The sequence below is a fragment of the Chitinophagales bacterium genome, from assembly GCA_013816805.1.
GTDB lineage: Bacteria > Bacteroidota > Bacteroidia > Chitinophagales > UBA10324 > MGR-bin340.
This window is the reverse complement of the sequence record JACDDS010000022.1, coordinates 1-26,872: the sequence shown is the minus strand read 5'-3', so window position 1 is coordinate 26,872 and position 26,872 is coordinate 1. Positions and strand designations below refer to the sequence as shown.

The following is a 26,872-nucleotide window of genomic DNA, read 5'->3' as shown; positions in this document are numbered from 1 at the left end:
TAGGGTGTTCCTGAAAATGATTTTGCCTTAGGGATGGGAATAGATTTTTATTGTCTTCGAGTGTCATTTTTTCTTTTTTATTCTATCATCATCGTTGTAATTGTTTTATACAGCTTCTTTTTTTGATGGAGTGCAAATAGGGTATGTCCGGTGACAGTTTGTTACCAGATGATGATTTGTTTTGGAGCGACGATCAGGCTGCGCGGATGCTTTTTTGTTGTCGCCCGATGCGATGAGTGATCACAGCGGCATTAGCGGTGAGCATACCGAAGAATATCCAGGCAATCTCTGTGTCTTGAGTTCGTGCCTTGATCTTATCGAGGAGATAGTGATTTTTTTCATTTCCAAAACTTCCTTCCAGTTGTGTGCTGCGTGCCTTGGCTAACAAGCTTCGCATCTGTGATTTCTGTTCTTGCACAGGTCCTTGTTTTCCTTTAGGTATAAAGCAGGTAGCAATTTTTTTGTCGGTGCAGTAGGTTCGGTTTTTATTAGTTGCGTAGATCGCATCGGCTCCTATTGCGCTGCACTTACCGAAGTAACGCCGCTGCAGGTGAATGGTACTGATCAGCCGGGTGCCTTCGTTGAAGGCTTCGTAACTATAGTGTTCGATAAAGCTGATGCCATCGACCTGGAGCTTATTGACCTTGCAGCCAAACTCCACAGGCTTTACTTCCTTGCCCCGCAGAATGGGACGTACGTAGGGTTTGTGTAATGAAACAATGCGGTGCGGGACGTGGCTTTGTTTGCCGAAGTGAAGCAGCCATTGCTGCCGTTTCATTTTCTCTATCACCTGCAACCGACGGTGTTGCCTTTTGCTCAAGGTCACCTGATTTTGTATATCGAGCAACTTGCTCAGGTTACCCATGAGCCGGTCTAAATACTTCAGCAAGCTGCGGCATGTTTTACGGCTCAGCCGGCGGGATTTTTTCTTTCGCTTTACAAGGTTGTAATACTGCTGCTGTTGCCGGTTGTGATTGCTGCGGGTGCGGCGAAGCTTAAGTGCCTTGCGTACGGTGCACAACATCTGATAGACATGCGCACAACCGTTCCAGATCAGCTTGGCATCAGCAGGATAAGTAATGTAGCTTTCATACACGGTGGCATCCGTTAATGCTGCATGTGTGTTTTCCATGTATTGCTTCCATGCCTTTACGCAGGCTAGCTGACTTTTGTCAATGTCCAGATGCTTACCGATGTAACTACGCCAGCGGCTGGGCAGATCCAGGTCGCTGATGCGTTTTTGGCGTAACTGTATTCCACAAAACATTTGCATTGCCCAGTCAGTATTAAGACGCTCGATGAGAGCCTGATCACTGAGGCGCAGGTGATGCTTAAGCACTTCAAGTGCCAGTGCGCCTTCCACCGTCAGCCATGGCTTGCGGCCTCTTCCACTCAGCTCACTACGTGGTGGAGCAATCTGCTCAGCTAATTGTTTTAAGGGCAGTGCCTGTCGAAGTTTTCCTAAATCAGTGTGGAAAAAGGCGTGCTGTTGAATAGAGAAAGTTTGCTCAAATAAAAGATTGCTGTACATTTGAAGTGCAAATTGATCTGCCCCAAAATTGCATGCTTATCTGCGTTTTGGGGCTTTTCATTTTCCACATCCCATTGTGCAATCCTTGATAGCTAAACGTTTTGTGTTTTCAGGTAGACCCTTTTTATAATCAAACGGTAAGATGATAATTTGTTAATTGAGTCTATCGCCTCCTTCAAAAGGCCCACGCCGAAAAATTCTGCCAGTTTTTTTCAATTACTTTCAAAGGATAAAAAAAACGGTCACAATTTTCGTCCTCTTAAATTCTCACCGAGTCAGTATGCTTTGTGGTTTTCTATTCTGTTCGATGGTGGATTGAAATTATTATCATATTTATAGAAGTTTTCCATATGTTTCCCACAAATAAAGAAATGCATTAAATTTTACTGAATTTAATGTAATATAAATTATTAGGTGACCCCGCAGAGACTCGAACTCTGGACCCGCTGATTAAGAGTCAGCTGCTCTACCAACTGAGCTACGGAGTCTGAAATTTTAGCAAAATTAAGCTATCATTAAAATATTAATAGCTGATTAAGTCAATGGCTCATGTGGAGAGATAAATAAAAAAACCAGTCCAAAGGATTGAACTGGTTTTTTCTATAATTTTAAAAATTTTACTTCTGCACCATAATTTTTGAACGCTCAAATTCTCCTCCAGCATTAATTTCAACCATGTAAATACCACTCGATAATTTGTCAGCATTTACAGAATAAGTGTTGGTTCCATTAACAGCATGATTGATCTGATTGTAAACCACCTTTCCCATCAAGTCATAAATCTTAAGCTGAACATCGGACTCAGAGCTACCAAAATATTCGATAGTCATGTTTCCTTTGTTTGGATTAGGGTATACATTAATTGCTTTACTATTAGCAACAGAGGACGGTACTTCCAACTTAAACGGTGTACTGCTCAATGAAACATGCAACTGATAACAATTGGATGCATCAAAAGAACTATAAGGATAAACCTTGACCTTATACTTACCCACGGTACTGGTATTATAAGTAATACTTTCATCCAGATTACAGCAATTTTTTGAGGTTTTCAGTTTAGTGCCTGAAGGACTGTACAATTGAAGATCATAATCCTGCGTCTGATTCGTAAGAGTAATATAAATGTTTGGCGAGGAAGCAGTATTTGAAAAACTGAACCAGTCAATATCGCCTGAAAAACCTATATTACCAAAAATATCGGTGTTCACGGAAATGGCCTTTGCCTTACCCTTGGTATCATTGGGCTCATATATATCACTGCATGTCTGAGCCGTAGTAGTAAAATTAGCTATAGACGAAAATGGACTTGTAGTTCCTCCACCACAATCAGACTGCACCTGGAATTCGTATTGCGTGTTTGAAGTAAGACCAGAGATATTTATGCTGGTGGAAGGGGTAGAAGCTGTAAGCCAGGTTGGGCTTCCCACCGCGCGGTATTGAAGATTGTAGCTTACTGCATTCTGAGCCAAAGACCAGGTTAGAGTGGCCGAAGTAGTGGTTATATTTGAAGTTCCCAAATTAGAAGGCACTCCACAAGAACTTGTATTAGAAGCAGTCACATTTGCCCAATAGTCGCCCCAGGTATTTGCCGGAGTTCTTGCATACTCCGTTAATGCCCAAAAACTATTATCCACCGGATCCACAGTTACTCCATTGTAATCTCCCCAACGGTTAGTAGGGCCGCCAAAAGTTTTATAATAAGATGCCTGGCCGGCCTTATAGATATAAGGGCTTTCAGTGGTATTTAAAGGATCCGAAGCCGTTCTGTAAGAATAAGCAGAACTGGGAAAGGTGGAAGCAGAAAATGCAGAGTAGCTTACTACAACATCATCATTGGCGTTTGCTGTTACATTTGAATATCCATAATAATTTACTCCTGAAGGGTCATCTATCCTCCCGAATTGAGAAACGGTACTATTAGAAGGATTTATCTTCCACCATTGTACGGATGTTCTCGTCGCATTAATGGAAGGTTGTCCTACATGCTGTGAACAGTACAAATAGCCATTGCGATAGACTGAGCTGGATGAAATGCGGTCGTCCCCCATATATATTTTATTACTGGTGCCTGATTGTGGAGCATCCTTGGGACTTGACCAGGGTTGATTAATACCGATCGTATTTCCTAATGTGTATACAGGTGAATTTACAGACCCTGTAATAGTAGCTGTTCTCACATATCCATTACCACCGGAATTTTGAGCCCAGGAGGCTACCATATATTCCGTTCCAACAGTATTGTCGTAGGTAATGGCAGGCTGCAGAGAAAATATTCCTCCTCCATCCGTATAAGAGTTTACGGTACCTATTGATCCGCTGTATAACGTTGATTTGTTTAAAACAAAGATTTTCGTGTTTTGAAAGAAGCCTGAAGAACTAAACATATTGCCTGTCATTACAATCCAATCCTTGTTAAAGCCTAATGTTGGAAAGTCGAGCCAGTTCCCCGTGCTGCCCTGGGCATCAATTGCATATTGATACCACAAGCCATTTGGATCACTGGTTTGTGAAACGGCTATGAAAAGACCGGAATGACCACCAGAAACATTGCCACCGGTTGCCATCATCCAGCGGTTATTATATGGATCATAGGCGATGCGCGGATCAAAATAACTTCCGCTTTGTCCGCCGGTGGAAGTCCAAAAGCCATTGATTGTTAAAGTATTAGTTACTGTGCCGTTTTTACTATGGTTCCGGTACTGCTGGTTTGTAGTCAGCATAACATTATTAAGTCCTGCAGCACAGGCAATATCCGGTGGTATGGTAGTATTGTTATCATCCAGGCCATTAAAGGAAGTTGCCGGCGCCGGTGATTGAGTGCGGGTTAAAATCTGCGGAAGCGTAATGTTTGTAACCGTTGCATCTGCAGGAACAGGGTGCGTTAAGGGTATTCCCCGCTGCCTTTCTTCATCCTCTTCCTTATTCACCTGGGTAGTGGGGGGATCTAAAGATTCCTTTTGAGCTAATTCGCCAAAGTTTACAATAGTGGGCGCATTCAGCACGAAAGTAGTGTGTGTTACTTTTTGTGCCCGTAACGCGGAAGCAGTAAGAAGCAAGCTTATCACAACTCCTGTTAAAATGGAGGAAAATTGTTTCATGATTATGATCTGGAATGGATTTAAAAGGTGAGTAAAACTTTCAGACTTTTTATAACACCTGTTAATTAAAAAAGATTCAATGTAAACTCATATTTATTAATTATGTATTATGAGTCTGCATTAAAAAAAAACAGGGATAAAAATTCTTTAGAGTGGCAAATTTATGACCATACAGGGGTTCCGGCAATATTTATATTACAACCTTCTTACTATTTAATTTACTTGTAAAAAGGCAGAAATCATTAGTTCATCCTTCCTGCATCATATTGTTTTTTACGATGCGAAGTTTTGCATACTTAAGCATAATTTTTTTTTGGCCAATATTGTTCTTGAAAAAAATGGTAGCCAGCTTATCCTTTGAAATGCCTTCAAGATGCAGAACTTTACCCACGCCAAACCGCTGGTGTTCTACTTCCATACCAACCTGGATCTTTATATAATCATCAGCCATAAAATCAGCGGAGGTCTTATGGATATAATTTGGAGTTCGTGTAATAGGTATAGTAACCTTACTGAATTTTTCCTCACGGGAAGATGCATTGAATTCACGATGCGAAAACTGCTTATCAATTACTGCAGGATCTATCTCATCAATAAACCGGCTTGGTTCTGAGTAGATCAGGTTCCCAAAGCGGTACCTGGTAGTTGCAAATGAAAGTGTAAGCTTATGCTCTGCCCTTGTTATAGCTACATAAAATAGCCGCCTTTCTTCTTCCAGCTCTTCCCGGCTGCTCATGGACATCTGGTTAGGGAAAAGGTTTTCCTCCAGACCCACCACGTATACGCATGGAAACTCCAGGCCTTTTGCGGAATGTATGGTCATTAGCTTTATTCGGTCAGTCTGATCCGTATCTTTATCAGCATCTGTCAGCAGTGTAATTTCCTGCAGATAAGTACCAAGGCTTTTATCGACCTTTTTTTCATTCAGAATCTCTCCATCTACCGTTACCCATTCTTCTTCTATCGGATCTTTTCCCTCAAACGGTATTCTTTCTGAGAATTCTTTTATGCCATTCAGCAGTTCCTGGATATTTTCATAGCGGTTTAACCCTTCAATGGTTTTATCATTATGCAATTCCTGAAGGAGCCCTGAAGATTTTGCAATATGAGTGGCAAGATCGAAGGCATTATGTGTCTTTAACATCAGTGAAAAGCTTTTGATCTTGGATACAAAGTCTTCGATAGCATTTGAGGCACGGTTGCCATACAGCAATTCACCAAACCGCTCCAGCACTTCCCATAGCCTTAGCCCCTTGTCACTGGCAACCAGCAAACTTTTTTCAATAGTAGTTTGACCTATTCCCCGGGCAGGATAATTTATAATCCGCTTTAATGATTCTTCATCAAAATGGTTAACGGTAAGCCGCAGGTAGGCAAGCAAATCCTTTATTTCCTTTCGCTGATAAAAGGATATTCCGCCATATACTACATAAGCAATGTTCAATCTGCGAAGCGATTCCTCAAAAGCGCGTGATTGTGAATGAGTGCGGTAGAGAATAGCAAAGTCGCGGTTCATGCGCTGGTTTCTCATCTTTTCTTCAAAAATCCCATCTACTACTAATTTTCCTTCATCATTATCACTGGCCGAGCGTATGAGTTTTATCTTTTCGCCTGAATGGTTCTCTGTCCATATTTCTTTGGTGATCTGCGCTTTGTTGTTTTCAATAACCCTGTTTGCGGCATTTACGATATGCTTGGTAGACCGATAATTCTGTTCCAGCTTAAATACCTGTAATTCCGGGTAGTCTTTTTCAAAGTTCAGGATATTGGCTATGGTAGCACCCCGAAAAGAATAAATGCTCTGTGCATCATCCCCAACGACACAGATATTCTGATGCACATCGCTGAGTTTCTTCACTATAGAATACTGTGCAAAATTGGTATCCTGAAACTCATCAATCATAATATAGCGAAACCGGTTCTGATACTTGTATAAAGCATCCGGAAAGTTGGCAAGCAGGTAGTGCATTTTATAAAGCAGATCGTCAAAATCCATAGCTCCTGCCATAAAACAGCGTTTTGCATACAGTTCATACAGCATTCCAATTTTAGGTCTTCCGGAAGCATGATCATCGGCCGTGATGTTAATATCATTCTTGTATTCCTGCGCGCCTATTAAAGAATTCTTGGCTGATGAAATTCTGTTATGAACGATAGATGGCTTATAAAGCGAATCATTTATTGCCTGCTCCTTAATAATGGTTTTTATAAGACTTCTGGAATCATCCGTATCATATATAGTAAAGTTTGAAGGATACCCGAGCTTCAAAGCTTCGTACCTCAGGATCCTTGCAAACACCGAGTGAAAAGTACCGATGTATAAGTTTCGGGCTTCATTTCCCACAATTTTCCCGACGCGAGCACGCATTTCTGCGGCAGCTTTGTTTGTAAATGTTAATGCAAGAATGCGGAAGGGATCTACACCAAGTTGAATTAAATGAGCAATACGATAAGTAAGAACCCTAGTTTTGCCTGAACCAGGCCCTGCTACAATCATTATCGGGCCCTCTGTTGCCTCTACTGCCTGCCGCTGTACCTCATTTAATTCATCGAGATAATTCATTTTTCAAAGTTAACTCATTAGCAGAATGGCTTAGATTTAAACGTATTCTTTTTTGCACATTTGGTTATAAGAGCTTGCTATAGTGGTGTCAGGGGTAGATATACTTTTTAACAAGGCAAATACAAAAAATTGATGCTATAATCAATGAAGCATTTGCCCTTTTAGGCTTCATTATCTGCCTTAAAATACATAGGAGGCAAGAACATATAAATTAGTGAAGGAGCTTTTTAATGCTGAATATGGGGACATAGCATTTGTTAATTCCATCCTTCCTTCTAATTGTATCTTATTCATTCTGCCCCCGATACCTCCAACTATACCCTGTTCATATTTCCGCGTTTCAGGCAATACATTTGTATTCATTTTAATTGCAAACCCATTGCTGATTCCCAGCTCTGCCATGGGTCGAATTTTACCATCAGGCGACATCAATCTGCCCATGATGTTTATTTTTCCGTAGACCGCATTCATATTTAAATTATCTACCAGATTGCCACCACTGCCAGTGCTCTTATAATTTTTAACCAGAAGTTCAGTGTAGATAGACCATTTTCCCCGGTTGCGTGGAATAACACTGTTAATACCTGCGCCAAAAGCATAGCCCAGCTTATCATTAAACTTCGCATCGTTATAATAGATGTTAATACCTTTAAAAAACAGGAACGAATAGTTAATACCAGCTATTACGGAAGGTTCGAATTTCCACTTTTCCTTTTGTTTTGTATATACCGTGCCTGAATTTTTACACTTGTTATACCGTTGAAAAATTCTCTCTAAATCTTTTTTGTTGTAATCAAGCGGAATGCTCATAATAGAAGCACCTATGTCTTTACAGTCGGCAAAGGCTGCTATAATTTGTCCCTTGTAAACGGGATTTGCCTTCACAACAGCTTTATCGCCATCATTGTTGAGATACTTATGGTAGTACAGTTCCTTTATAATATGGTCTTTCTGAATAAAAAAATGATCCCGCTGCAGATTATCATAGCTATAAAGCAGACTGGCTTTTCCTACTACGATTGCTGAAAGGAAAAGTGTATCCCTTGCCGTATCAGGAGCAGCGTTATAGCTCAGGTTTGCTGTTGACCATGACGATTTATCGATCATTCCGGTGAAGGAAATATACCAATCACCATTTGTAATCCTGAAAGAGGAAGTGGTAAGCGGAGAATAGAGGGTTACCTTTTCCTGTTGCGATCTTTTAAACTCAATTTTTTTTGGATTTATTTTCCATTGCTGATCATTGATAAATCCTTTTAAAGTATCCCCTGAATTTAAAAGAACATATCCTGGCACAAAGTGAGTCTGCGCATTTGATCTGCTCAACAGTAACGTGAATATTATGGTAGTAGAAAGAATGCAAATGGCTTTCGTCGTATTATAGAAATATTTCATAGCGATATTTTTGACTAATATAGAAAGACTAACAATAATATAAATGGAGGTGCAAAAAATATATTTGGAATTCCTGATGTTTCAAACAACAGAATTTATGGATAAGGTTATATATTAATTTTCCGGAAACTCATCTTTATACTTATAAAGTAGGCTGAAAGTAACAATTGTCAAATTTTCTTGAATTAGTTACATTTTTCAAAGTCCCTGAATTATCTTTGCCCCGCCTTTTTAAATCATCCTTCTTTTTTCAGCATGTTTCAATTGGTCCAAAAATCGGGGTTGCTCTTAGTGTTTTTAATTATGTCTCTTTTTAGAGCCATGGCTGAAGCACCTGCATCTTCTACTGAGAAGGTAATGATAGCCGGTGAAAATCCGCTGGGATTCGATCCGGGTGAAGTGATCCTTGATCACATCAGCGACAGCCACGAATGGCACTTTTTTGATTACAAAGGTTCCGACGGCGATGTAATCCATGCTTCCGTTTGTTTACCGGTTATACTGTATACACCGGGCGCCGGACTGGACATTTTTTCCTTTAAGAATTTGCACCATTCTCCTTATAAGGCTTTCACATTAGAGGGCGAAAACAACATTATCCGAACCGATGGAAGGTCTTTTTACGATTTTTCGATTACCAAAAATGTAATGCAGGAGCTGATAGCAGTATTATTGATTTTACTGGTATTGCTCTCGGTAGGGCGTAATTATAAACGATACGGTACTACCAATGCTCCCCGCGGCCTGCAATCCGCTATTGAGGTTATTGTTATTTTTATTCGGGACCAGGTTGCAAAACCTTTGCTTGGTGCTAAAAGCGCCAAATATCTTCCTTACCTGCTTACTATTTTCTTTTTTATCTGGATCAATAATATGCTGGGTTTATTTCCCGGCTCGGCCAATGTAACCGGCAATATTGCTGTTACTATGACCCTTGCGGCTTTCACGTTTATACTTATTTTACTGGGATCAAAAAAAGCATACTGGTCTCACATCTTTGCCCCGCAGGGTGTTCCCACTTTCGTCAAATTCATACTGATACCTATTGAATTTTTAAGTCTTTTCATAAAACCCATTGCGTTGATGATCCGGCTTTTTGCAAACATGATCGGCGGACATTTCATGGTGCTTTCCCTGCTTATGATCATCTTTATTTTTACAGCATTATTTGGCATATCTGCGGGTCTTGGAGCATCCGTTTTCAGTGTGGCATTTGCTATTTTTATTTATTTCCTGGAACTTTTAGTAGCAGCATTGCAGGCCTACGTTTTCACCATACTCTCTGCTGTTTTCATCAGTGAAGCAGTAGCTGATGGACATGGACCGGCAGAACAACATTAAAAATCATTTTTAAACCAAAATAAAATATTATTATGATGCAGTTTTTAAGTATTCTGTTTTTAGCTCTTGATGGATACGCACAAATGGGTGCCGGCATAGGAGCAGGGCTTGCAGCTATAGGTGCAGGTATTGGAGTAGGGCTTGTAGGAGCAAATGCGGTACAGGCCATTGCACGCCAGCCAGAAGCAATCAATGATATTCGTTCTAATATGATTATTATGGCGGCCCTTGTAGAGGGAGTGGCACTTTTTGGTGTGGTAGTTTGTGTGCTGGTTCTATTTCTTAAATAGGTCCGGTCTCTCACTTTCGTATCTTGTTAGAATCAGGCACCGTTCAAGGTTCTGATTTATAACCGATCCTGATTCTCTATTAACCATTTGTTTCACCGCGTTATCTATACTCTGATCTTCTATGCAACTTCTTGCTCCGTCAATAGGGTTAATTTTCTGGACTGCAATAATTTTTCTGTCAGTATTTTTTATCCTGAAAAAGTATGCCTGGGGGCCTATTCTTCGGGGATTGGACGATCGTGAGAAGACCATTGATGATGCTTTAAAAACCGCTGAGCGAACAAAGCTGGATATGGCTTCTATGAAAAGTGAGCATGAGGCATTGCTTGCGGAAGCAAAGCTGGAACGCAATAAAATGCTGAAGGAAGCAAAAGATATAAAAGAAAGCATTATTAATGAAGCCAGAGAAAAAGCAAAAGAAGAAGCCTCGCGGATTATGGCGGAAAATCTTCATGAAATTGACAACCGTAAAATGGAAGCGCTCACCGATTTAAAAAACCAGGTGGGGAATATGGTTATTCAGCTTTCTGAAAAGATATTAGGCAGGGAGCTGAAAGACAAGTCTTCCCAGGAACAGTATATCAATTCTATGCTTGATCGTTCACGTCAAAACTAACTGCGATGTCCGAATATCGTTTAGCAAGCCGGTATGCAAAATCGCTCATTGACCTTGCCATTGAAAAAGATCAGCTTGAAAATGTAAACAAGGATGTCCGGTATGTAGCCTCACTAATTAAAGAAGTTAAGGAATTTGGCTTACTGCTGAAAAGCCCTATCGTTAATACAGAAACCAAGAATAAGATTTTCAGCCAGTTGTTTGATGGAAAGCTGGATATTATACTTCAGACCTTTCTAAAACTGCTGATTAAGAAAAAACGTGAGCAATACCTGCCATCTGTAATTGAAGAATTTATTTTAGCGTATAACAAGTATAATAAGATAACACCTGTATATTTTACCACTGCAATTCCGCTTGAGCCAGAAACCCTAAACAGGCTCCGCGAGCTGTTTGTATCAGGTTCCGAATCTTCCAACCTGGAAGTTCACACAGAAGTGGATGAAAATATTATTGGCGGCTTTATATTCAAATATGAAGATAAGATGATCGATGGAAGCATTCGCCACCAGCTTTCGAAGATGGATGATTTGTTCGTTGAAAACCCATACCTGAGAAAGTACAATTAACTTTTTGAGTGAATCAATTTAATGCAATAAAGAAAAAAACATGGTAGAAGTAAGACCAGATGAAGTATCTGCAATATTAAGAGAACAGCTATCCAATTTTAAATCAGCAACTGAACTTGAAGAAGTGGGAACCGTATTGCAGGTAGGTGATGGTATTGCCCGTGTCTACGGCCTCTTTAACGCCCGTGCCGGCGAATTGGTAGAATTTGAGAATGGCACAAAAGCTATTGTGCTAAACCTCGAGGAAGATAATGTAGGGGTGGTATTGATGGGAACCTGGGAAGATATAAAAGAGGGAGACACCGTGCGAAGAACAGGGCAGATTGCCTCCATAAAGGTGGGCGAAGGAATGTTGGGCCGCGTAGTCAATACTTTAGGAAACCCTATTGACGGAAAAGGACCTATAGGGGGCCAGTTATTTGAAATGCCTCTTGAGCGCAAGGCACCGGGTGTAATTTATCGCCAGCCGGTAAAGGAGCCTTTACAAACGGGTGTCAAAGCTATTGATGCCATGATTCCGATCGGAAGAGGTCAGCGGGAATTAATCATTGGAGACCGGCAAACAGGAAAGTCAGCAATTGCTATAGATACTATTATTAACCAGAAGGAATTTTTTGAAAAAGGGCAGCCCGTTTATTGCATTTATGTTGCAGTGGGACAAAAAGCCTCTACCGTAGCACAAGTCGCCAAGACACTGGAGGAAACAGGTGCCATGAGATATTCTGTTATCGTAGCTGCCAGTGCTTCCGATCCTGCCCCGCAGCAATTCTATGCACCATTTGCAGGTTGTGCTATAGGCGAATTCTTCAGAGACAGCGGCCGGCCTGCCCTGATCGTTTACGATGATCTTTCAAAGCAGGCTGTTTCTTACCGTGAGGTCTCATTACTTCTCAGAAGACCTCCGGGCCGCGAAGCATATCCCGGCGATATATTTTACCTCCATTCCCGTTTATTGGAGCGCGCTGCTAAAATTATTGAGAGCGATGAAATAGCAAAGGATATGAATGATCTGCCTGAAACAATCCGTCATTTAGTAAAGGGCGGGGGCTCTCTGACAGCACTCCCGATTATTGAAACACAGGCGGGTGACGTTTCTGCATACATCCCTACCAATGTTATCTCCATCACAGACGGCCAGATATTCCTTGAATCCAACCTCTTCAATTCCGGCATCAGGCCTGCCATTAATGTAGGTATTTCAGTTTCGAGGGTGGGAGGAAATGCCCAGATTAAATCTATGAAAAAGGTGGCTGGTACCCTGAAGCTGGATCAGGCACAATACCGCGAATTAGAGGCCTTTTCAAAATTTGGATCTGACCTGGATGCTGCTACCAAGGCAGTGCTGGATAAAGGTGCCCGAAACGTTGAGATATTGAAGCAAAAACAATATTCACCGTTCCCGGTTGAAAAACAGATTGCCATTATTTATCTAGGAACACAGGGCTTATTGCAAAATGTACCGGTAAATAAAGTGAAGGAATTTGAAGAGGAGTTTTTGAATGTGCTGGAAATTAATCACAAGGAGGTACTTGAAGATTTGAGAAAAGGTAACCTGACAGATGCCTCAGTAGAAATTATAAGGAAGGTTGCAAAAGATGCAGAAGGAAAATATAAGAGTAAGTAATTAAGCATTAGGATATAATTAAACGCATAAATGCCCGGGCAGTTAAAAGAAGTCAGAAACCGTATTAAGAGCGTGACCAGCACTCAGCAGATCACGAAAGCAATGAAGATGGTGAGCGCTGCTAAATTGCGTAAAGCTACCGAGCGCATCACTCAGATACGCCCTTATTCAAACAAGCTGAATGAGATGCTGAGCAATATTGCCTCCGGGGCTGATGTAAATATAGAGCTGGCTCAGCAACGGGAAATAAAAAATATCCTGGTTGTAGTAGTAACCTCTGACAGAGGTCTCGCAGGAGCATTCAATTCAAATATCATCAAGCTGGCAAAGCAAACCATTTCTTCGCGTTACCAGGTACAGGAAAAGTCGGGCAAGGTGACAATAGCGACTATCGGAAAAAAAAGCCATGACCTCTTTAAAAGGTCCGCACTTCCTCTGAAGGCCGATTATACGGATATGCTGCAGCATGGTTTTAACCGGGCGGCCGACATGGCTCAATGGATGATGGACGCATATATCAATAAAGAGTTTGATGTAATAGAGATCATCTATTCACAATTTAAAAACGCTGCTACACAAATTTTTACTGTTGAACCTTTTCTACCGGTTGTTAAGTCTTCAGGGAAAAATGCCAGCAGGATCAATTTCATTTTTGAACCGGAGCAGGAGACACTTGTTAATGAGCTGGTACCAAAAATTTTGAAGACACAGTTCTATAAAATAATACTCGATACAATTGCCTCGGAGCATGGCGCCCGCATGACAGCCATGGATAAAGCCTCTGAAAATGCCAATGAGCTACTGAAGGACCTTTCCATTAAATACAACCGTGCAAGGCAGGCTGCTATAACTACAGAGTTAACAGAAATTGTTGGAGGTGCAGCAGCCTTAACCGACCAGTAACGTAATGTTACATGATCCTTTTACCGTGAGCAGGGTTATGGATTTACGGATTGCGGATAGCTGACGACTGACTCCTGACAGGTTCTCCAAAGAGATCGAATTCCTCAGCATGATTGATTTTGATGTCAGCAAAATCTCCGATCCGCAAAAAATTATTTTTTGCATCTATTACCACTTCATTATCAACTTCAGGAGAATCATGCTCGGTGCGCCCAAAAAAATGGTCTCCTTCTTTACGGTCAATTAAAACCTTATAGGTGCTTCCTATCTTCTGCTGGTTTAGACCATAAGATATGGCTGACTGTAATTCCATAAGTTCAGATGCACGTTGTTGTTTTAATTTTTCCGGAACATCATCTTCTAATTCAAAGCCTGAAGTTCCTTCTTCATGTGAATAAATAAAAACGCCAACGCGGTCAAATTTAATTTCTTCTATAAATTTTTTTAGCTCCTCAAAATCCTGATCCGTTTCACCCGGAAAACCAACCAAAAAAGTGGTTCTTAATGCAATGCCTGGCACCTGCTTCCGGATCAGATTAATAAGATCATAAATTTCTTTTTTTGAGATCTGCCTGCGCATCTTCATCAATATATTGTCGCTTATATGCTGCAGCGGAATATCCAGGTAATTACAAATATTTTGTTTCTCCCGAACCACCTCTAAAATTTCATAGGGAAATTTACCGGGATAAGCATAATGAAGGCGTATCCAGGCCAAATCATTTATTTCAGATAACTGGTTAAGCAGCTCCGCCAGCTTTCGTTTTTTATAGAGATCCAATCCATAATAGGTAAGTTCCTGGGCAATAAGGATAATTTCTTTTACTCCGTTACGAAGTAATCCTTTGGCTTCTGCCACAATTTCCTCCATCGGCTTTGATATGTGCCTGCCCCGCATTAACGGTATGGCACAAAAGGAACAGGTTCTATTGCATCCTTCCGAAATTTTTAAGTAAGCATAGTGCTGCGGTGTTAACAAATAGCGCTCTCCTATCAGTTCGTGCTTGTAGTCGGCTTTCAGATGGTGCAATAACGAAGGCAATTCCATAGTCCCAAACCAGGCATCTACCTCAGGAATCTCCTTCTGAAGGTCAGATCTGTATCGCTCACTTAAACATCCGGTAACGTAAAGCTTATCGATGCCTTTTTTCCGTTTTACATCAGCATATTCCAAAATAGTGTTTATAGATTCCTCCTTTGCCCTGTCTATAAACCCGCATGTATTGATGATTACAATTTCGCTTTTCCCTTTTTCTTTTTCGTGAGTTACCAGATAGTCATTTGCTCTTAGCTGTCCCATTAAAATTTCTGAGTCCACCATATTCTTGGAACAGCCGAGCGTAATTACATTGACTTTTGGTTTATGGAAAAATCGCGTATGCATATTATTTTCCCTGGAACAGGGAATCAACAAATTCTTTCTTATTAAATATTTGAAGCTGATTTATTTTTTCACCTACACCAAGATACTTAACCGGGATCTTAAACTGATCTGCTATACCGATCACTACACCGCCTTTCGCGGTTCCATCGAGCTTGGTTAAGGCAATGGCAGTTACGTCTGTTACTGCAATAAACTGTTTAGCCTGCTCTATGGCATTTTGTCCAGTGGAGGCATCAAGCACCAGCAACACTTCATGAGGTGCATCCGCCATTACCTTTTGCATCACGCGCTTGATTTTACCCAATTCATTCATCAGGTTAATTTTGTTATGAAGCCGGCCTGCGGTATCGACAATAATAACGTCCATATTTTTTAAAACACCGGATTGCAAAGTGTCAAACGCTACTGCAGCCGGATCTGCGCCCTGTGGTTGCTTTACTATAGGAACGCCGGCGCGCTCACTCCAGACCGTTAGCTGGTCCACCGCTGCTGCTCTGAAAGTATCAGCTGCACCAAGCAATACCGTTTTACCCTGTTGTTTAAATTGATAAGCCAGCTTTCCAATAGTTGTAGTTTTTCCAACACCATTTACACCCACCACCATAATAACATAAGACTGATTTCGCGGAGGAAGGAAAAAGTCTTCGGGTTCTTCACTGCTGCTTTCGGAAAGCAATTGTACAATCTCTTCTTTTAATATCCTGTTAAGGTCAGCCGTATTCAGATATTTATCCCTGGCTACCCGATCCTCCAGGCGCTTTATTATTTTTATAGTGGTTTCAGCGCCAACATCAGAGGCAATAAGGGCATCTTCAATTTCATCCAGGGCTTCATCATCTACAGTAGATTTTCCTGCAACGGCTTTTGCAATTTTGGAAAAGAAATTCTCCTTGGTTTTTTCCAAGCCTTTGTCCAGGTCTTCCTTTTTTTCTTTCGAAAAAAAATTAAAAAATGCCATGAATTAACTGTAGAGGATGGTGAATATTCAGGGTGATTATGGAACCAATATTAAAACCTGTAACTATTTCAATCTAATAACCTGTGGATATATACAAGCGAAAAAAGCTTCCCCCAACAGAGAGAAGCTTTATATTTTTCCTGTGCAGACCTTATTGACCTGAACCGGCAATAAATTCTTTCACCTTATCCTTGTGCACAATTCTTTCTTTATATACATACGCTCCTGTTTTTTCGGAGCGTTCCGAAACAATCACGCGGACAAAAGCCTTTGAGGCAGCCGATTGTGCGGCATCTTTTTGGGTTTTTGCATTTTTTGATGTCTTACCAGCGTCTTTCGCCATAATATAATTTATTTAATTTCTTTATGAACGGTATATTTCTTTAAGATTGGATTGAATTTTTTCAATTCGATACGATTCGGAGTATTTTTTTTATTCTTAGTGGTAATATACCTGGAAGTACCCGGCTGGCCGCTCGTTTTATGCTCGGTACATTCTAAAATTACCTGAACCCTGTTTTCTTTTTTTGCCATCTTTTAGTCTTTAATTTATACGGAAAGCATTTAACCCTTTTCTCTCATCCCTTTTAACACCGCAGAAATGCCTTTTTTATTTATGGTGCGCAATGCACTGGTAGAGACTTTCAATTCAATCCATTTGTCCTCCTCAGAGATATAAAAACGCTTCTTCTGTAAATTAGGCATAAAGCGTCGGTTGGTTTTGATGTTGGAATGCGACACCTTATGTCCTGACATGGATCTTTTTCCTGTAATCTGACAAACTTTGGACATATTTTTAAATTAAAAGGATGGCAAAGATAAATACTTTCCTGTAATGCAAGAAGAAAAAAGACCTTACTTAACTTCTTTCAATAGTTACCTAAGGTTCTAAAAACCACCTGCCATAACGATTATTTCCCTGAAAAAACCGGCGGTCGCTTTTCCATAAATGCTTTCATTCCTTCTTTTTGATCATCAGAAGAAAAGCAGAGATAAAAATTTTTTCGCTCCATTAATAACCCTTCATCAAGAGAATTATTAAAGGATTGCAGTACCGCTTCCTTTGCCAGCTTTAAGGCAACAGGAGAATTTGCAGCAATTTGCTGAGCAAGCTTTATTGCCTCGCACAGGTATAATTCCACAGGAACAATCCTATTGATCAAGCCTGCTGCCATTACCTCTTCTGCGGAAAGCGATCGGCCTGTTAAAACCATCTCCATAGCCAGTGCTTTCCCCACAGCTCGTGTAAGGCGCTGTGTGCCTCCGGCTCCGGGCATCACACCAAGCTTGATTTCCGGCTGCCCAAACTTTGCAGTTTCCGAAGCAATAATCAGGTCACAATGCATCGCTAATTCGCAACCGCCCCCTAAGACAAATCCGGAAACAGCAGCAATCAATGGTTTCTTTATTTTTTTTATTGCATCCCACGTGCTAAACTGATCCAGGTTCAGCATGTCTATGGAAGAAGCGTCGGCCATCTGTTTTATATCTGCACCTGCCGCAAAAGCTTTTTCATTTCCTGTAATTACGATCGCTCTAATGTTCTCATCGTCATCCAGTGTTTGCAAGGCATCTTTTAACTCCGTCATCAGCTGGCGGTTAAGGGCATTCAATTCCCTGGGGCGATTTAATTGAATCAGGGCGACAAACTGTTCTACCTGTGGATTCAGTATAATAAAATCGTAATTCATTGTATGTATGTTTAAGCTGTTAGTAATGACAATCCAACACCAAGGATTATGGCCGTAATTTTTTTCCATCCGAAGAAATGACTTCCCGATTCAGATTCGAAAAGAATGGTTGTGGAAACATGCAGGAGCGAGCCTGAAGCCATAGCAATCAATACAAAGAAAAACCGGCTGTTGATAAAATGATCGGCGATCAACACTGCGGATGGCGCAGCTAATGAAAATAAGAAAAGGATGATTAGGATTTGAGGCTTTTTCAAAAATGAAAACAGCAATATAGATGTAAGCGCAAATCCCTCCGGAATTTTGTGAAGCGATATTCCATATAATAACGAGGTATGGCTTGACTGCAACATTCCGGCGTTTGCAAGCGGAATTCCATCCAGGAAGGAATGAAGGGTTAATCCGGTAAGCACGGCCAGGATATAGGAATTATTTTCACTATGCTCATGAAAATGCCCATGTTCAATTCCATGCGTCAATTGCTCTAAAAAAATCTGTATAAAAAACCCAAGCAGAACATACAACCCTGCTGATTCGCCATTCTTAAAAATTAATGGAAAAAGATGGATTACGGTTATGCTGAAAAGAAAGGCACCACTGAAGCTAAGCACCAGCTTGTAATCATTTTTGTTTTTGGTTTTTAAGAAAAACGCAATAATGCCACCAGATATCGGTGCTCCGGTTAAAAGAAGTAATTCCCACGTTTTCATTGCGAAACAGGTTTCATTTTCTTTTCAAGCAGCCGTTCACAGATCTTTCCTGTTGTGAAACCTATCAATCCTCCGATCAACATACCTCCAAAAACGTCCGAAGGATAATGAAGGCCTACATATACCTGTGCAAAAGAAATAATTGCTGCCCAGAAGATCAACACCGGAGTAGTCCAACGAATGCGTTTTCGTAATACCATTATAAGAAACAGGGACAAGCCAAAGTGATTGGTAGCGTGTGACGATGGAAAGCTGAAACCCGATCCGCAGCCAACCAGGGTACGAACCTTCGCTTCCATAACAGGATCATGGCAAGGCCTTACCCGGTGAACCCATGGCTTAATAAAGTCGCTGCTGATCTGATCAGTCATTAAAAATGTGAGACCGGCAAATGCAAAGATGATCCAGCAGTTCTTTTTAAAGCGCCATACAAAATAAGCAGCAAGCAATACGTAAACAGGGATCCAGAAATTCTGATTCCGAAGCGGAACCAGGATGGTATCCAGAAAAGAAGTATGGATATCCTGGTTAATGAAAAAAAAAATATCACGGTCAATCTGAGTAAGAGGGGTCAAGCGGCAGGTTAGCTAAATGTCTTTTAAACTTTATCTAAGAAAGGAATCCAGCATTTTTGATAGTAGTTATATTTTTTCTCCAATAATGATCAGGCGTTCGGAAAGGCTTTCATCAAAGGAGTTTAACTGGTAATCACCAAACACATCTTTAACAACTAAGCCGCTGTTTGCAAAATATTTTGCAAAGTCTGCTAATTGTAAAGCCTGTACACGTTCCTCGAATTCATATTCTTTACCAAGGTCCTGAAAGTAAATTTTTTTTCTGATGGTCCCGTCTTCCATCGCTTTCACTATATAAAACATTATTCCATCATGTGAAATCTGGCCGCTGTAAGGAAGCTTGTTTGCAATGGTCTTTGCATTAAAAAAGTCAATGATTACCCGGCCCTTCTTTTGCAGAGAGTCACTGATGGACCGCATCGCTTTCAGGTTATCCTTTTCGCAACTGAAATAGCCAAAGCTGGTAAAAAGATTTAGCACTGCATCAAAGTAATTTATATAAAAAGGTTTGCGCATATCGTGCACAAAAAAGGAAAGGTTGTCCTGCTCATATCTTTGAGCATATTGAATATTTTTCCAGGAGAGATCTATACCTGCTACTGTATATCCTTTTTCCGCCATGTAGATGGAATGGCGCCCTCTTCCACATGCAACATCCAATATTTTTGCTGATGCCGGTAGCTCAAGATATTTGAATAAAGTCTCTATCATCCGCTCCGCTTCCTGATGATCATGTTGCTGGTAAAGAATGTGATAATACGGGGAATCGAACCAGGTTTCAAACCACTCTTTTTGCTTCATATATATGCGTAGAACCGCGTAAAGGTAATTGATTCAATACTGAAATTGAAGATGATCACTTCAAAAAACCGAATATGAAATTGGCTATTTTTGCCATCTGTACTTGTTAAATTGATTTCAGATTATTCCTTAACTTACTTGAGCTTAATCACATCCATATCAGGCATAAGGGGAACTATTGGAGGTAAAGCAGGAGATAACCTGACTCCTGAGGATATCCTGAAATATACTGCTGCATTCGGATGGTGGGTAAAACAGAAATTGGGAATCCCTAAGGTAGTGATTGGAAGAGATGCGCGTATTTCAGGGGACATGATTTCAAAGATCGTAAGCGGCATACTCCAATCAGTAGGTATCCATGTGATTGATCTTGGTTTAACAACCACGCCCACTGTGGAGATGGCTGTTTCTGCGGAAGGCGCAGGTGGGGGAATCATTATTACTGCAAGTCATAACCCTGCAAACTGGAATGCATTGAAGCTTTTAAATTATCGGGGCGAATTTATATCTGCTGAAGAAGGCAACGAAATTTTGAAGTTAGCGGATAGTGCATCCTATCAGTTCTCAGAATATACGCTACTTGGATCATACAAGATATCCGATCAACAACTGGAAGCGCACATCGAAAAAATATGCTCCCTTGAACTGGTGAATACTGAAAAAATAAAATCTGCCCATTTTAAAGTGGCAGTAGACGCAGTTAATTCCACCGGAGGGATTGCTGTTCCTATGCTATTGAAAGCATTAGGCATAAAAGATATCATTGAAATAAATTGCGAGCCTACCGGAATATTTGCCCACAACCCCGAACCACTCCCTGGAAATTTAACAGAGCTTGCTACGGCAGTAAAAGAATACGAAGCAGATTTAGGGATTGCTGTTGACCCGGATGTAGACCGCCTTGCACTCGTATGCGAAGATGGCAGCATGTTCGGCGAAGAGTACACCCTGGTAGCGGTGGCGGATTATGTACTCAGGCATAAAGTGGGAAATACGGTTTCGAACCTTTCTTCCACGCGTGCATTAAAGGATATAACCGAAAAAAACGGAGGCCTTTATTTTTCTTCTGCTGTGGGCGAGGTAAACGTAGTAAACAGGATGAAGGAAGTAAATGCAATAATTGGTGGGGAAGGAAACGGTGGAATTATTTATCCCCAACTGCACTATGGCCGCGATGCATTGGCAGGCATTGCACTTTTCTTATCGCACCTTGCTATAGCCGGAAAAAAATGCTCACTGCTTCGTGCTTCCTATCCCGATTATACTATTTCAAAAAATAAAATACAGCTTACCCCTAATGTGAATGTTGGAAAGATTTTATCAGCAATAGAGGAAAAGTACAAAAGTCAGCCGGTAAACAGGGAAGATGGATTACGTATTGAATTTGGAACTGATTGGGTTCACCTTCGCCTTTCAAATACGGAACCTATCATAAGAATCTATACTGAAAGCCAGAATAAAGCAGCTGCTGAAATGCTGGCCGAAAAGATACTTACTGATATTAAATCCTTGATAAAAAAATCCTGATAAACAGGTCTGTTGTAATCTCTACGCTGCAATCTACTTTCAAACCAGAAATAAGCAAAAAAAGTAATTTTGCACCATGACCCAGGAAAACAAACACATTTATTTCGATAATGCCGCAACTACTCCTGTAGACCGTGAGGTAATTGACACCATGATTCCGTATATGGAATCACATTTTGGAAATCCATCCGCCATACATTTTTATGGCAGAGAAACCCGTGCTGCTATCGAAAGAGCCCGCAAGAGCGTTGCAAAGTATTTAAATGCAACACCTTCGGAAATTTTCTTCACTTCAGGAGGAACCGAATCAAACAATATGGCGATCCGGTGTGCGGTACAGGCGTATCACCTCAAGCACATAATCACTTCGCCTATCGAGCACCACTGCGTTATGCATACAACAGAGGCTCTGGAAAAGGAAGGCGCGGTAAAGCTGCATCATATTCATGTAGATGAAAAGGGAAGATTGGATCTGCAGCATCTGGAAGAATTGTTACAGGGCATCAATGAAAAGACCCTGGTAACATTAATGCATGCAAATAACGAGATCGGGACGATGATGGATATGGACCACGTAGGAGAAATATGCAAAAGATACGGGGCTATTTTTCATTGCGATACGGTGCAAACAGTGGCACATTTTCCATTTGACCTGAAGAAAACCAATGTGCATTTCATTTCCGGCGCAGCACATAAATTCCATGGACCTAAAGGATCAGGCTTTATTTACATTCACCATTCTGTGAAGATTCCCCCCATGATTTTCGGAGGCGCCCAGGAGCGCAACATGCGGGCGGGAACAGAAAATGTATATGGCATAGTCGGCCTTGCAAAAGCGCTCGAACTGGGATATGAAAATTTATACACCACGAAACAATACATTTCCGGGCTGCGTGATTATATGGTGGAAAAGCTAAAAGCAAATATTCCTGATGTATCCTTTAACGGTGATGTTCACGGCCGATGTCTATACACGGTGCTTAATGTTTCTTTTCCCATGAACCCTAAATCACAAATGTTACTTTTTAATTTAGATATGGCAGGAATTTGTGCCTCCAGTGGCAGCGCCTGCTCTTCCGGCAGCAACAAAAATTCTCATGTTCTGGAAGCCATCCATTCCGATCCCAACCGGGTAGCTATACGGTTTTCTTTTTCAAAATACAATACGAAAGAAGAGGTCGATTTTGTGGTGGAAAAATTAAATGAATTGGCGCTGGAACCGGTAGCCGTATCTTAATCTAATTTTGAATGCTTTTCCCCGAGAGAGGTTAAGAATTTCATGGTATCCACGTTATCTGCATAATCCCATAGTTCAGGCGATTGAGCTGCTCCAAAAGGAACATAGTTTTCTCCAATAATGCATTGAATATTTTCTTTTTGAAGTGAAAGTTTTTCATCGAGATCATTCCTGCCGGTGTAATGTTCATAGAAAACTTCCGCTACCGGAGAAATGAGGCGCTTTTCTTCCCGCAATAATAAAAAATCATTGGTGAGGTGTGGAATATTATTCATCAGCAGCAGCGTCCGGTTATATTCATAGTTGTTAAAGTATTTAGTATGACCGGCAACCTGCCGGAACGGTTCGATGGCTTCAAAGAAAAAATCAAACCGGTAATTTTCGGGCGCGTACAGCTTTGAAACATTTCTGCATCCCAATCCAAAGAATGAAAAAATATCATTCCCGAGTTTTTCCAGGTCTTCTTTAGATTCCTTACCCGTAAGTACGGCCACTGACGTCCTGTTTTTCCGGATGATGTGAGGATATTTTCCAAAATAATATTCGAAATACCGTGATGAGTTATTGGACCCGGTTGCAATCATTGCATCCATTCCATTCAGCCTTTCAGAAACGATAATCCATTCCGGAAGCTCTTTATCAATCTGAAATAATTTTTCAAGCACAAATGCAAAAAGCACATTGTCCTTTGAGGATAATTTTATAAAGGGTCGATGGCCGGACAACAGGACGCAGAGAAAATCATGAAAGCCAACCAGCGGAAGGTTCCCGGCCATGATGATGCCAACCGCTTTCGCTGTAATATTTTCCGGAATAGAATACGAAGCCAGCCACCTTTCCAATTTTTCTTTTTGTAGAAATTTTTCCCGGATGTTTTTCAGCGCAATAAAAATATTTCCTGGAGTGAACCACGGATTTTGCTCATAGGCTTTTTCTGTAATAACTTTTATCTCCGGATTTTCAGGAGATAAGACATCATGCAATTGGTCAAGTGTATCTATCCTTTTTTCTAAATTCATTTTAACCTTCCACCTATTTACGAGGTAAATCTTATTCTATATTGACCTGCCGTGATCTTTTAGTTTGAAAAAGTGTTAAGTTTATTATTAAGGCGGGCAAAATTGGTTTTTGTTCTATTTTTGAACGGTTGCAAATTAACATACTAATTACATGGCTATACATATAACGGAAGAATGCATCAACTGCGGAGCTTGCGAGCCGGAATGCCCGAACAATGCAATTTATGAGGGTGGTGCTGAATGGGCAGTCGCCGATGGAACAACTATTAAAGGACCGGTTACCTTAATTGATGGTAATACAGTGGATGCAAACCAGCGTTTCCCTCCTATTGCCGAAGATATCTATTATATCGTCCCGAGTAAATGCACTGAGTGTGTCGGGTTTCATGAAGAACCGCAATGTGCGGCAGTGTGCCCGGTGGATTGCTGTGTACCCGATCCCGAACACGTTGAGACGCAGGAGCAGCTGCTGGAGAAAAAAGGGAAAATGCACATCTGAGTTTCCTGATTTTATAGGCGTCACCCTGAACTCATTTTCAAGCCGTCACCCTGGACTTGTTGCAGGGTCTGTATTGTCAGTAGCCATTTGCCGGCAGAGCTAAATTGATTTTAGGATAGAGTAGGAATTAAAAAGATGCTGAATTAAATTCAGTATGACGATACGAAACCGATCCTTCACAGCACGATTGATTACCAATCTGTATCTGCTCTGAATTTTAAAGGATACTCATTACTTTTACCGCCTGAATGTCCGGCGCCGCTGCTATTGATTCCCATCAACCCTATGCTGTCCTTAAGCTCCGTAATTTCCGCCTCTACCTGCTTGCACGCATGTGCATGACTGTTGCAATTCAGATGCAGGCGGTTATCGTGGGCTGGCAAATTTATTCTTTCACACACGATGCCTTTTCATTAGGTTTAATTGGCCTTGCAGAAGCCATTCCCTTTATCATTACTTCGCTCTTTGCAGGTCATGTAGCAGATATTATCCCGCGGAAAAAAGTGATCACCTCTTTTATGCTTCTCCTGATGCTGTGCTCGGGAAGCTTATTCCTGTTTTCATTGAATGCTGACGGCCTGCTCAGCCGGTTTAATACAGCACCGATTTTTGCAGTTATCTTTCTTATTGGAATTACCCGGGGGTTTCTTACTCCCGCCATCACTGCGTTTTTTGCACAGATCATTTCAAAAGACAAATACGCAAGCGGCATTACGTGGAACTCCAATGTCTGGCAGTTTGCATCGGTCGCCGGGCCTGCCATTGGCGGCCTGATCTATGGCTTCGCAGGCATTACGGTAGCGTATGGCGCAGTGTGCCTCTTTCTCATTTTTTCATTTACCTGTTTTCTGCTCATTCCCTCCGTGCCATTGCCGCCTTACGATGCAAGCGAGACGCTTTATGCGAGGCTTACCGCAGGCATTAGGTTCGTTTTCAACAACCAGGTGGTTCTCGGAGCCTTGTCACTCGATCTCTTTGCTGTGCTCTTTGGTGGCGCAGTTGCCATGCTGCCTGTGTTTGCTGCTGATATTCTGAAAGTAGGCCCGGAAGGTCTCGGCGCGCTTCGTGCGGCACCCTTTGCCGGCTCAGTGATAATAGGATTATTTGCTGCGCACCGCCCGCCAATGAAGCATGCCGGAACTAACCTGATGCTTTGCATTACCGGCTTTGGCGTTTGCACCATCCTGTTTGCGCTCTCCACCAATTTTTACCTGTCGCTTTTTCTGCTGCTTTTAACGGGCGCGTTTGATAACATCAGCGTGATCGTGCGGTCTACCATCCTGCAGCTTACGACACCCGACCATATGCGGGGAAGGGTATCTGCAGTGAACAATATATTTATAGGCTCCTCCAACGAAATAGGTGCCTTTGAATCAGGGACTGCGGCAAGGCTGCTTGGCCTTATTCCCTCGGTTATATTCGGCGGCGTAATGACCATTGGCATTGTGGTCTTTACCGCCTGGTGGGCGCCTGTACTGCGAAGACTAAATTTGAGGCAAATTCAGGCGCAGCTATCGGGTGACGTTTGATCAGTCTCATTCTGACTTAATAAACGTTTTCAGTAATGCATTTCAATTGTTAGCCATGACGCTACAACAGTACTTACTCTATCAATGACGGAAACAAATTAACTTAGCGTAAGAATCTTTCAAAATGAAAATGCTCGTTCTTCAAACCGAAAAAACTTCAAGAATTGATTTGCTGTATAAACTTGCTCAGGAATTAGGTGTTGATGCCCGATTATTTGACGACAACGATGTAAATGAAAAAAGCCTGAATGCAATTCTTGCCGAAACTTCTTTCGCGAAGGATTGGAACAATAAGGAAGATGATGTATGGAATGAATTCCTCAAGAAGCAGTAATGAATGAAATACCAACAGGGCGATGTTATTTCTGTGCCCTTCCCTTTCACGGACCTTACCAATTCTAAACCGAGGCCGGCCTTAGTAATCAGCAATGATTCAGTTTCAAATACCTGCGACCTCATTATTGTAATGATAACGAGTCAACACAAATCTGATGGCGTAAATCTTGAAATCACTTCAACTGATATTGACGTAGTGTTGCCCAGGCAAAGTTTTGTTCGGTGTCATCGGCTTGCCACAATTGATGAAAAAATTGTTGCCGAAAATTTGCAACAGTCACGAAAGAGTTTTTCGCGAGAGTGTTGTCTGCAGTTCAATCATTAGTTGAAATGAAATAAAGTTTATAACGTGCGGGCTGCAGAGAAAATTCATTTGAAAAAGGAAACCAAATGATAAATTTGTGGTAGTCATTTACAAAGAAGGTTCTGTTGATGATGGATTTTTAATCGCAGCATTCGTCTCAAGCAAGAAACAAGGATTTGAAGAAGAAAGCAATATGAAAACACTTGAGCTAGAAGAATTCTCTTCCGTGCTTGAGCAAGATTTTCCATTTTGCCGTTGATTTCTATGACACGGCCAAACATTTTAATGAGTAATTTTTTTCATAAGGTTCTCCGCGTTTAACCACAGCAAGAACGCGCGCCAGTAATTTGTTTTTGACTGCATTGAGTACGC

General features: G+C 41.2%; 27 protein-coding genes and 1 tRNA gene. 13 read left to right on the top strand and 15 right to left on the bottom strand.

All coding sequences use genetic code 11. From position 1 onward, the window contains the following. Positions 1 to 193: 193 nt before the first annotated feature. The 5 genes from H0W62_14845 to H0W62_14825 form a co-directional block, all read right to left on the bottom strand. A complete protein-coding gene (locus tag H0W62_14845) occupies positions 194 to 1,531 on the bottom strand; it encodes a transposase (protein MBA3649796.1) in 1,338 nt (445 codons plus the stop codon). A gap of 415 nt (positions 1,532 to 1,946) precedes the next feature. Then, positions 1,947 to 2,019: transfer RNA gene (locus tag H0W62_14840), tRNA-Lys, on the bottom strand. Positions 2,020 to 2,148: 129 nt separating this feature from the next. Continuing rightward, complete coding sequence (locus H0W62_14835) at positions 2,149 to 4,629, bottom strand: T9SS type A sorting domain-containing protein (GenBank protein MBA3649795.1); 2,481 nt, start codon at positions 4,627 to 4,629, stop codon at positions 2,149 to 2,151. 247 nt (positions 4,630 to 4,876) lie between these two features. Then, a complete protein-coding gene (locus H0W62_14830; protein MBA3649794.1) occupies positions 4,877 to 7,192 on the bottom strand; it encodes a UvrD-helicase domain-containing protein in 2,316 nt (771 codons plus the stop codon). A 180-nt stretch (positions 7,193 to 7,372) separates the two neighbouring features. After that, entirely contained in the window at positions 7,373 to 8,587 is a 1,215-nt protein-coding gene (locus tag H0W62_14825; protein MBA3649793.1) for a hypothetical protein, read from the bottom strand. 255 nt (positions 8,588 to 8,842) lie between these two features. Here H0W62_14825 and atpB point away from each other — a divergent pair, with 255 nt between their 5' ends. The 6 genes from atpB to atpG all read left to right on the top strand — a co-directional run bounded on the left by atpB (position 8,843) and on the right by atpG (position 13,930). After that, positions 8,843 to 9,928 carry a F0F1 ATP synthase subunit A gene (gene atpB / locus H0W62_14820; protein ID MBA3649792.1) on the top strand — a complete coding sequence of 362 codons (1,086 nt, stop codon included), beginning with the start codon at positions 8,843 to 8,845 and terminating at the stop codon, positions 9,926 to 9,928. A gap of 35 nt (positions 9,929 to 9,963) precedes the next feature. After that, positions 9,964 to 10,218 carry an ATP synthase F0 subunit C gene (atpE, locus tag H0W62_14815; protein MBA3649791.1) on the top strand — a complete coding sequence of 85 codons (255 nt, stop codon included), beginning with the start codon at positions 9,964 to 9,966 and terminating at the stop codon, positions 10,216 to 10,218. A gap of 121 nt (positions 10,219 to 10,339) precedes the next feature. After that, the gene (gene atpF, locus H0W62_14810) at positions 10,340 to 10,834 is read left to right on the top strand and encodes a F0F1 ATP synthase subunit B (protein ID MBA3649790.1); all 495 of its coding nucleotides are present in this window, start codon (positions 10,340 to 10,342) and stop codon (positions 10,832 to 10,834) included. A 5-nt stretch (positions 10,835 to 10,839) separates the two neighbouring features. Beyond that, entirely contained in the window at positions 10,840 to 11,403 is a 564-nt protein-coding gene (gene atpH / locus H0W62_14805) for an ATP synthase F1 subunit delta (protein ID MBA3649789.1), read from the top strand. Positions 11,404 to 11,443: 40 nt separating this feature from the next. Further along, positions 11,444 to 13,027 (top strand): F0F1 ATP synthase subunit alpha, encoded by a 1,584-nt coding sequence (locus H0W62_14800; protein ID MBA3649788.1) that lies wholly within the window; start codon positions 11,444 to 11,446, stop codon positions 13,025 to 13,027. 30 nt (positions 13,028 to 13,057) lie between these two features. Continuing rightward, positions 13,058 to 13,930 carry an ATP synthase F1 subunit gamma gene (gene atpG, locus H0W62_14795; protein MBA3649787.1) on the top strand — a complete coding sequence of 291 codons (873 nt, stop codon included), beginning with the start codon at positions 13,058 to 13,060 and terminating at the stop codon, positions 13,928 to 13,930. 43 nt (positions 13,931 to 13,973) lie between these two features. On the opposite strand, the gene rimO is transcribed toward atpG, so the two are convergent. The 9 genes from rimO to H0W62_14750 all read right to left on the bottom strand — a co-directional run bounded on the left by rimO (position 13,974) and on the right by H0W62_14750 (position 20,049). After that, entirely contained in the window at positions 13,974 to 15,314 is a 1,341-nt protein-coding gene (gene rimO / locus H0W62_14790; protein MBA3649786.1) for a 30S ribosomal protein S12 methylthiotransferase RimO, read from the bottom strand. A gap of 1 nt (position 15,315) precedes the next feature. Further along, on the bottom strand, positions 15,316 to 16,272 hold the full coding sequence (gene ftsY / locus H0W62_14785; GenBank protein MBA3649785.1) for a signal recognition particle-docking protein FtsY: 957 nt from the start codon (positions 16,270 to 16,272) through the stop codon (positions 15,316 to 15,318). 151 nt (positions 16,273 to 16,423) lie between these two features. Beyond that, positions 16,424 to 16,615, bottom strand: a complete 192-nt coding sequence (locus H0W62_14780; GenBank protein ID MBA3649784.1) for a DUF4295 family protein — start codon at positions 16,613 to 16,615, stop codon at positions 16,424 to 16,426. Positions 16,616 to 16,623: 8 nt separating this feature from the next. Next, complete coding sequence (gene rpmG / locus H0W62_14775; protein MBA3649783.1) at positions 16,624 to 16,806, bottom strand: 50S ribosomal protein L33; 183 nt, start codon at positions 16,804 to 16,806, stop codon at positions 16,624 to 16,626. A gap of 30 nt (positions 16,807 to 16,836) precedes the next feature. Then, positions 16,837 to 17,064, bottom strand: coding sequence for a 50S ribosomal protein L28 (locus tag H0W62_14770; GenBank protein MBA3649782.1), 228 nt, complete (start codon positions 17,062 to 17,064; stop codon positions 16,837 to 16,839). A 119-nt stretch (positions 17,065 to 17,183) separates the two neighbouring features. Then, positions 17,184 to 17,963: an enoyl-CoA hydratase/isomerase family protein gene (locus H0W62_14765; protein MBA3649781.1), complete on the bottom strand. Its 780-nt coding sequence runs from the start codon at positions 17,961 to 17,963 to the stop codon at positions 17,184 to 17,186. 11 nt (positions 17,964 to 17,974) lie between these two features. Next, positions 17,975 to 18,673, bottom strand: a complete 699-nt coding sequence (locus tag H0W62_14760) for a ZIP family metal transporter (protein MBA3649780.1) — start codon at positions 18,671 to 18,673, stop codon at positions 17,975 to 17,977. Then, positions 18,670 to 19,248 carry a phosphatase PAP2 family protein gene (locus H0W62_14755; GenBank protein ID MBA3649779.1) on the bottom strand — a complete coding sequence of 193 codons (579 nt, stop codon included), beginning with the start codon at positions 19,246 to 19,248 and terminating at the stop codon, positions 18,670 to 18,672. Before H0W62_14755 ends, H0W62_14760 begins: the two co-directional genes overlap by 4 nt. A 66-nt stretch (positions 19,249 to 19,314) precedes the next feature. Further along, the gene (locus H0W62_14750) at positions 19,315 to 20,049 is read right to left on the bottom strand and encodes a class I SAM-dependent methyltransferase (protein MBA3649778.1); all 735 of its coding nucleotides are present in this window, start codon (positions 20,047 to 20,049) and stop codon (positions 19,315 to 19,317) included. Between the two features lie 138 nt (positions 20,050 to 20,187). On the opposite strand from H0W62_14750, the gene glmM reads away from it, so the two are divergent. Continuing rightward, on the top strand, positions 20,188 to 21,576 hold the full coding sequence (gene glmM, locus H0W62_14745) for a phosphoglucosamine mutase (GenBank protein ID MBA3649777.1): 1,389 nt from the start codon (positions 20,188 to 20,190) through the stop codon (positions 21,574 to 21,576). 76 nt (positions 21,577 to 21,652) lie between these two features. Next, positions 21,653 to 22,813, top strand: a complete 1,161-nt coding sequence (locus H0W62_14740) for a cysteine desulfurase (protein ID MBA3649776.1) — start codon at positions 21,653 to 21,655, stop codon at positions 22,811 to 22,813. On the opposite strand, the gene H0W62_14735 is transcribed toward H0W62_14740, so the two are convergent. Continuing rightward, positions 22,810 to 23,832 carry an acyl-CoA reductase gene (locus H0W62_14735; GenBank protein MBA3649775.1) on the bottom strand — a complete coding sequence of 341 codons (1,023 nt, stop codon included), beginning with the start codon at positions 23,830 to 23,832 and terminating at the stop codon, positions 22,810 to 22,812. The two genes, H0W62_14740 and H0W62_14735, sit on opposite strands and share 4 nt — an antisense overlap. Before the next feature lie 151 nt (positions 23,833 to 23,983). Here H0W62_14735 and H0W62_14730 point away from each other — a divergent pair, with 151 nt between their 5' ends. The 5 genes from H0W62_14730 to H0W62_14710 all read left to right on the top strand — a co-directional run bounded on the left by H0W62_14730 (position 23,984) and on the right by H0W62_14710 (position 26,759). Continuing rightward, a complete protein-coding gene (locus H0W62_14730) occupies positions 23,984 to 24,331 on the top strand; it encodes a 4Fe-4S dicluster domain-containing protein (protein ID MBA3649774.1) in 348 nt (115 codons plus the stop codon). 248 nt (positions 24,332 to 24,579) lie between these two features. Next, positions 24,580 to 25,860 carry an MFS transporter gene (locus tag H0W62_14725; protein ID MBA3649773.1) on the top strand — a complete coding sequence of 427 codons (1,281 nt, stop codon included), beginning with the start codon at positions 24,580 to 24,582 and terminating at the stop codon, positions 25,858 to 25,860. A gap of 124 nt (positions 25,861 to 25,984) precedes the next feature. After that, on the top strand, positions 25,985 to 26,194 hold the full coding sequence (locus H0W62_14720) for a hypothetical protein (GenBank protein ID MBA3649772.1): 210 nt from the start codon (positions 25,985 to 25,987) through the stop codon (positions 26,192 to 26,194). A 3-nt stretch (positions 26,195 to 26,197) separates the two neighbouring features. Beyond that, positions 26,198 to 26,521 (top strand): type II toxin-antitoxin system PemK/MazF family toxin, encoded by a 324-nt coding sequence (locus H0W62_14715; GenBank protein MBA3649771.1) that lies wholly within the window; start codon positions 26,198 to 26,200, stop codon positions 26,519 to 26,521. A 76-nt stretch (positions 26,522 to 26,597) separates the two neighbouring features. Further along, positions 26,598 to 26,759 carry a hypothetical protein gene (locus H0W62_14710; GenBank protein ID MBA3649770.1) on the top strand — a complete coding sequence of 54 codons (162 nt, stop codon included), beginning with the start codon at positions 26,598 to 26,600 and terminating at the stop codon, positions 26,757 to 26,759. Positions 26,760 to 26,872 lie beyond the last annotated feature (113 nt).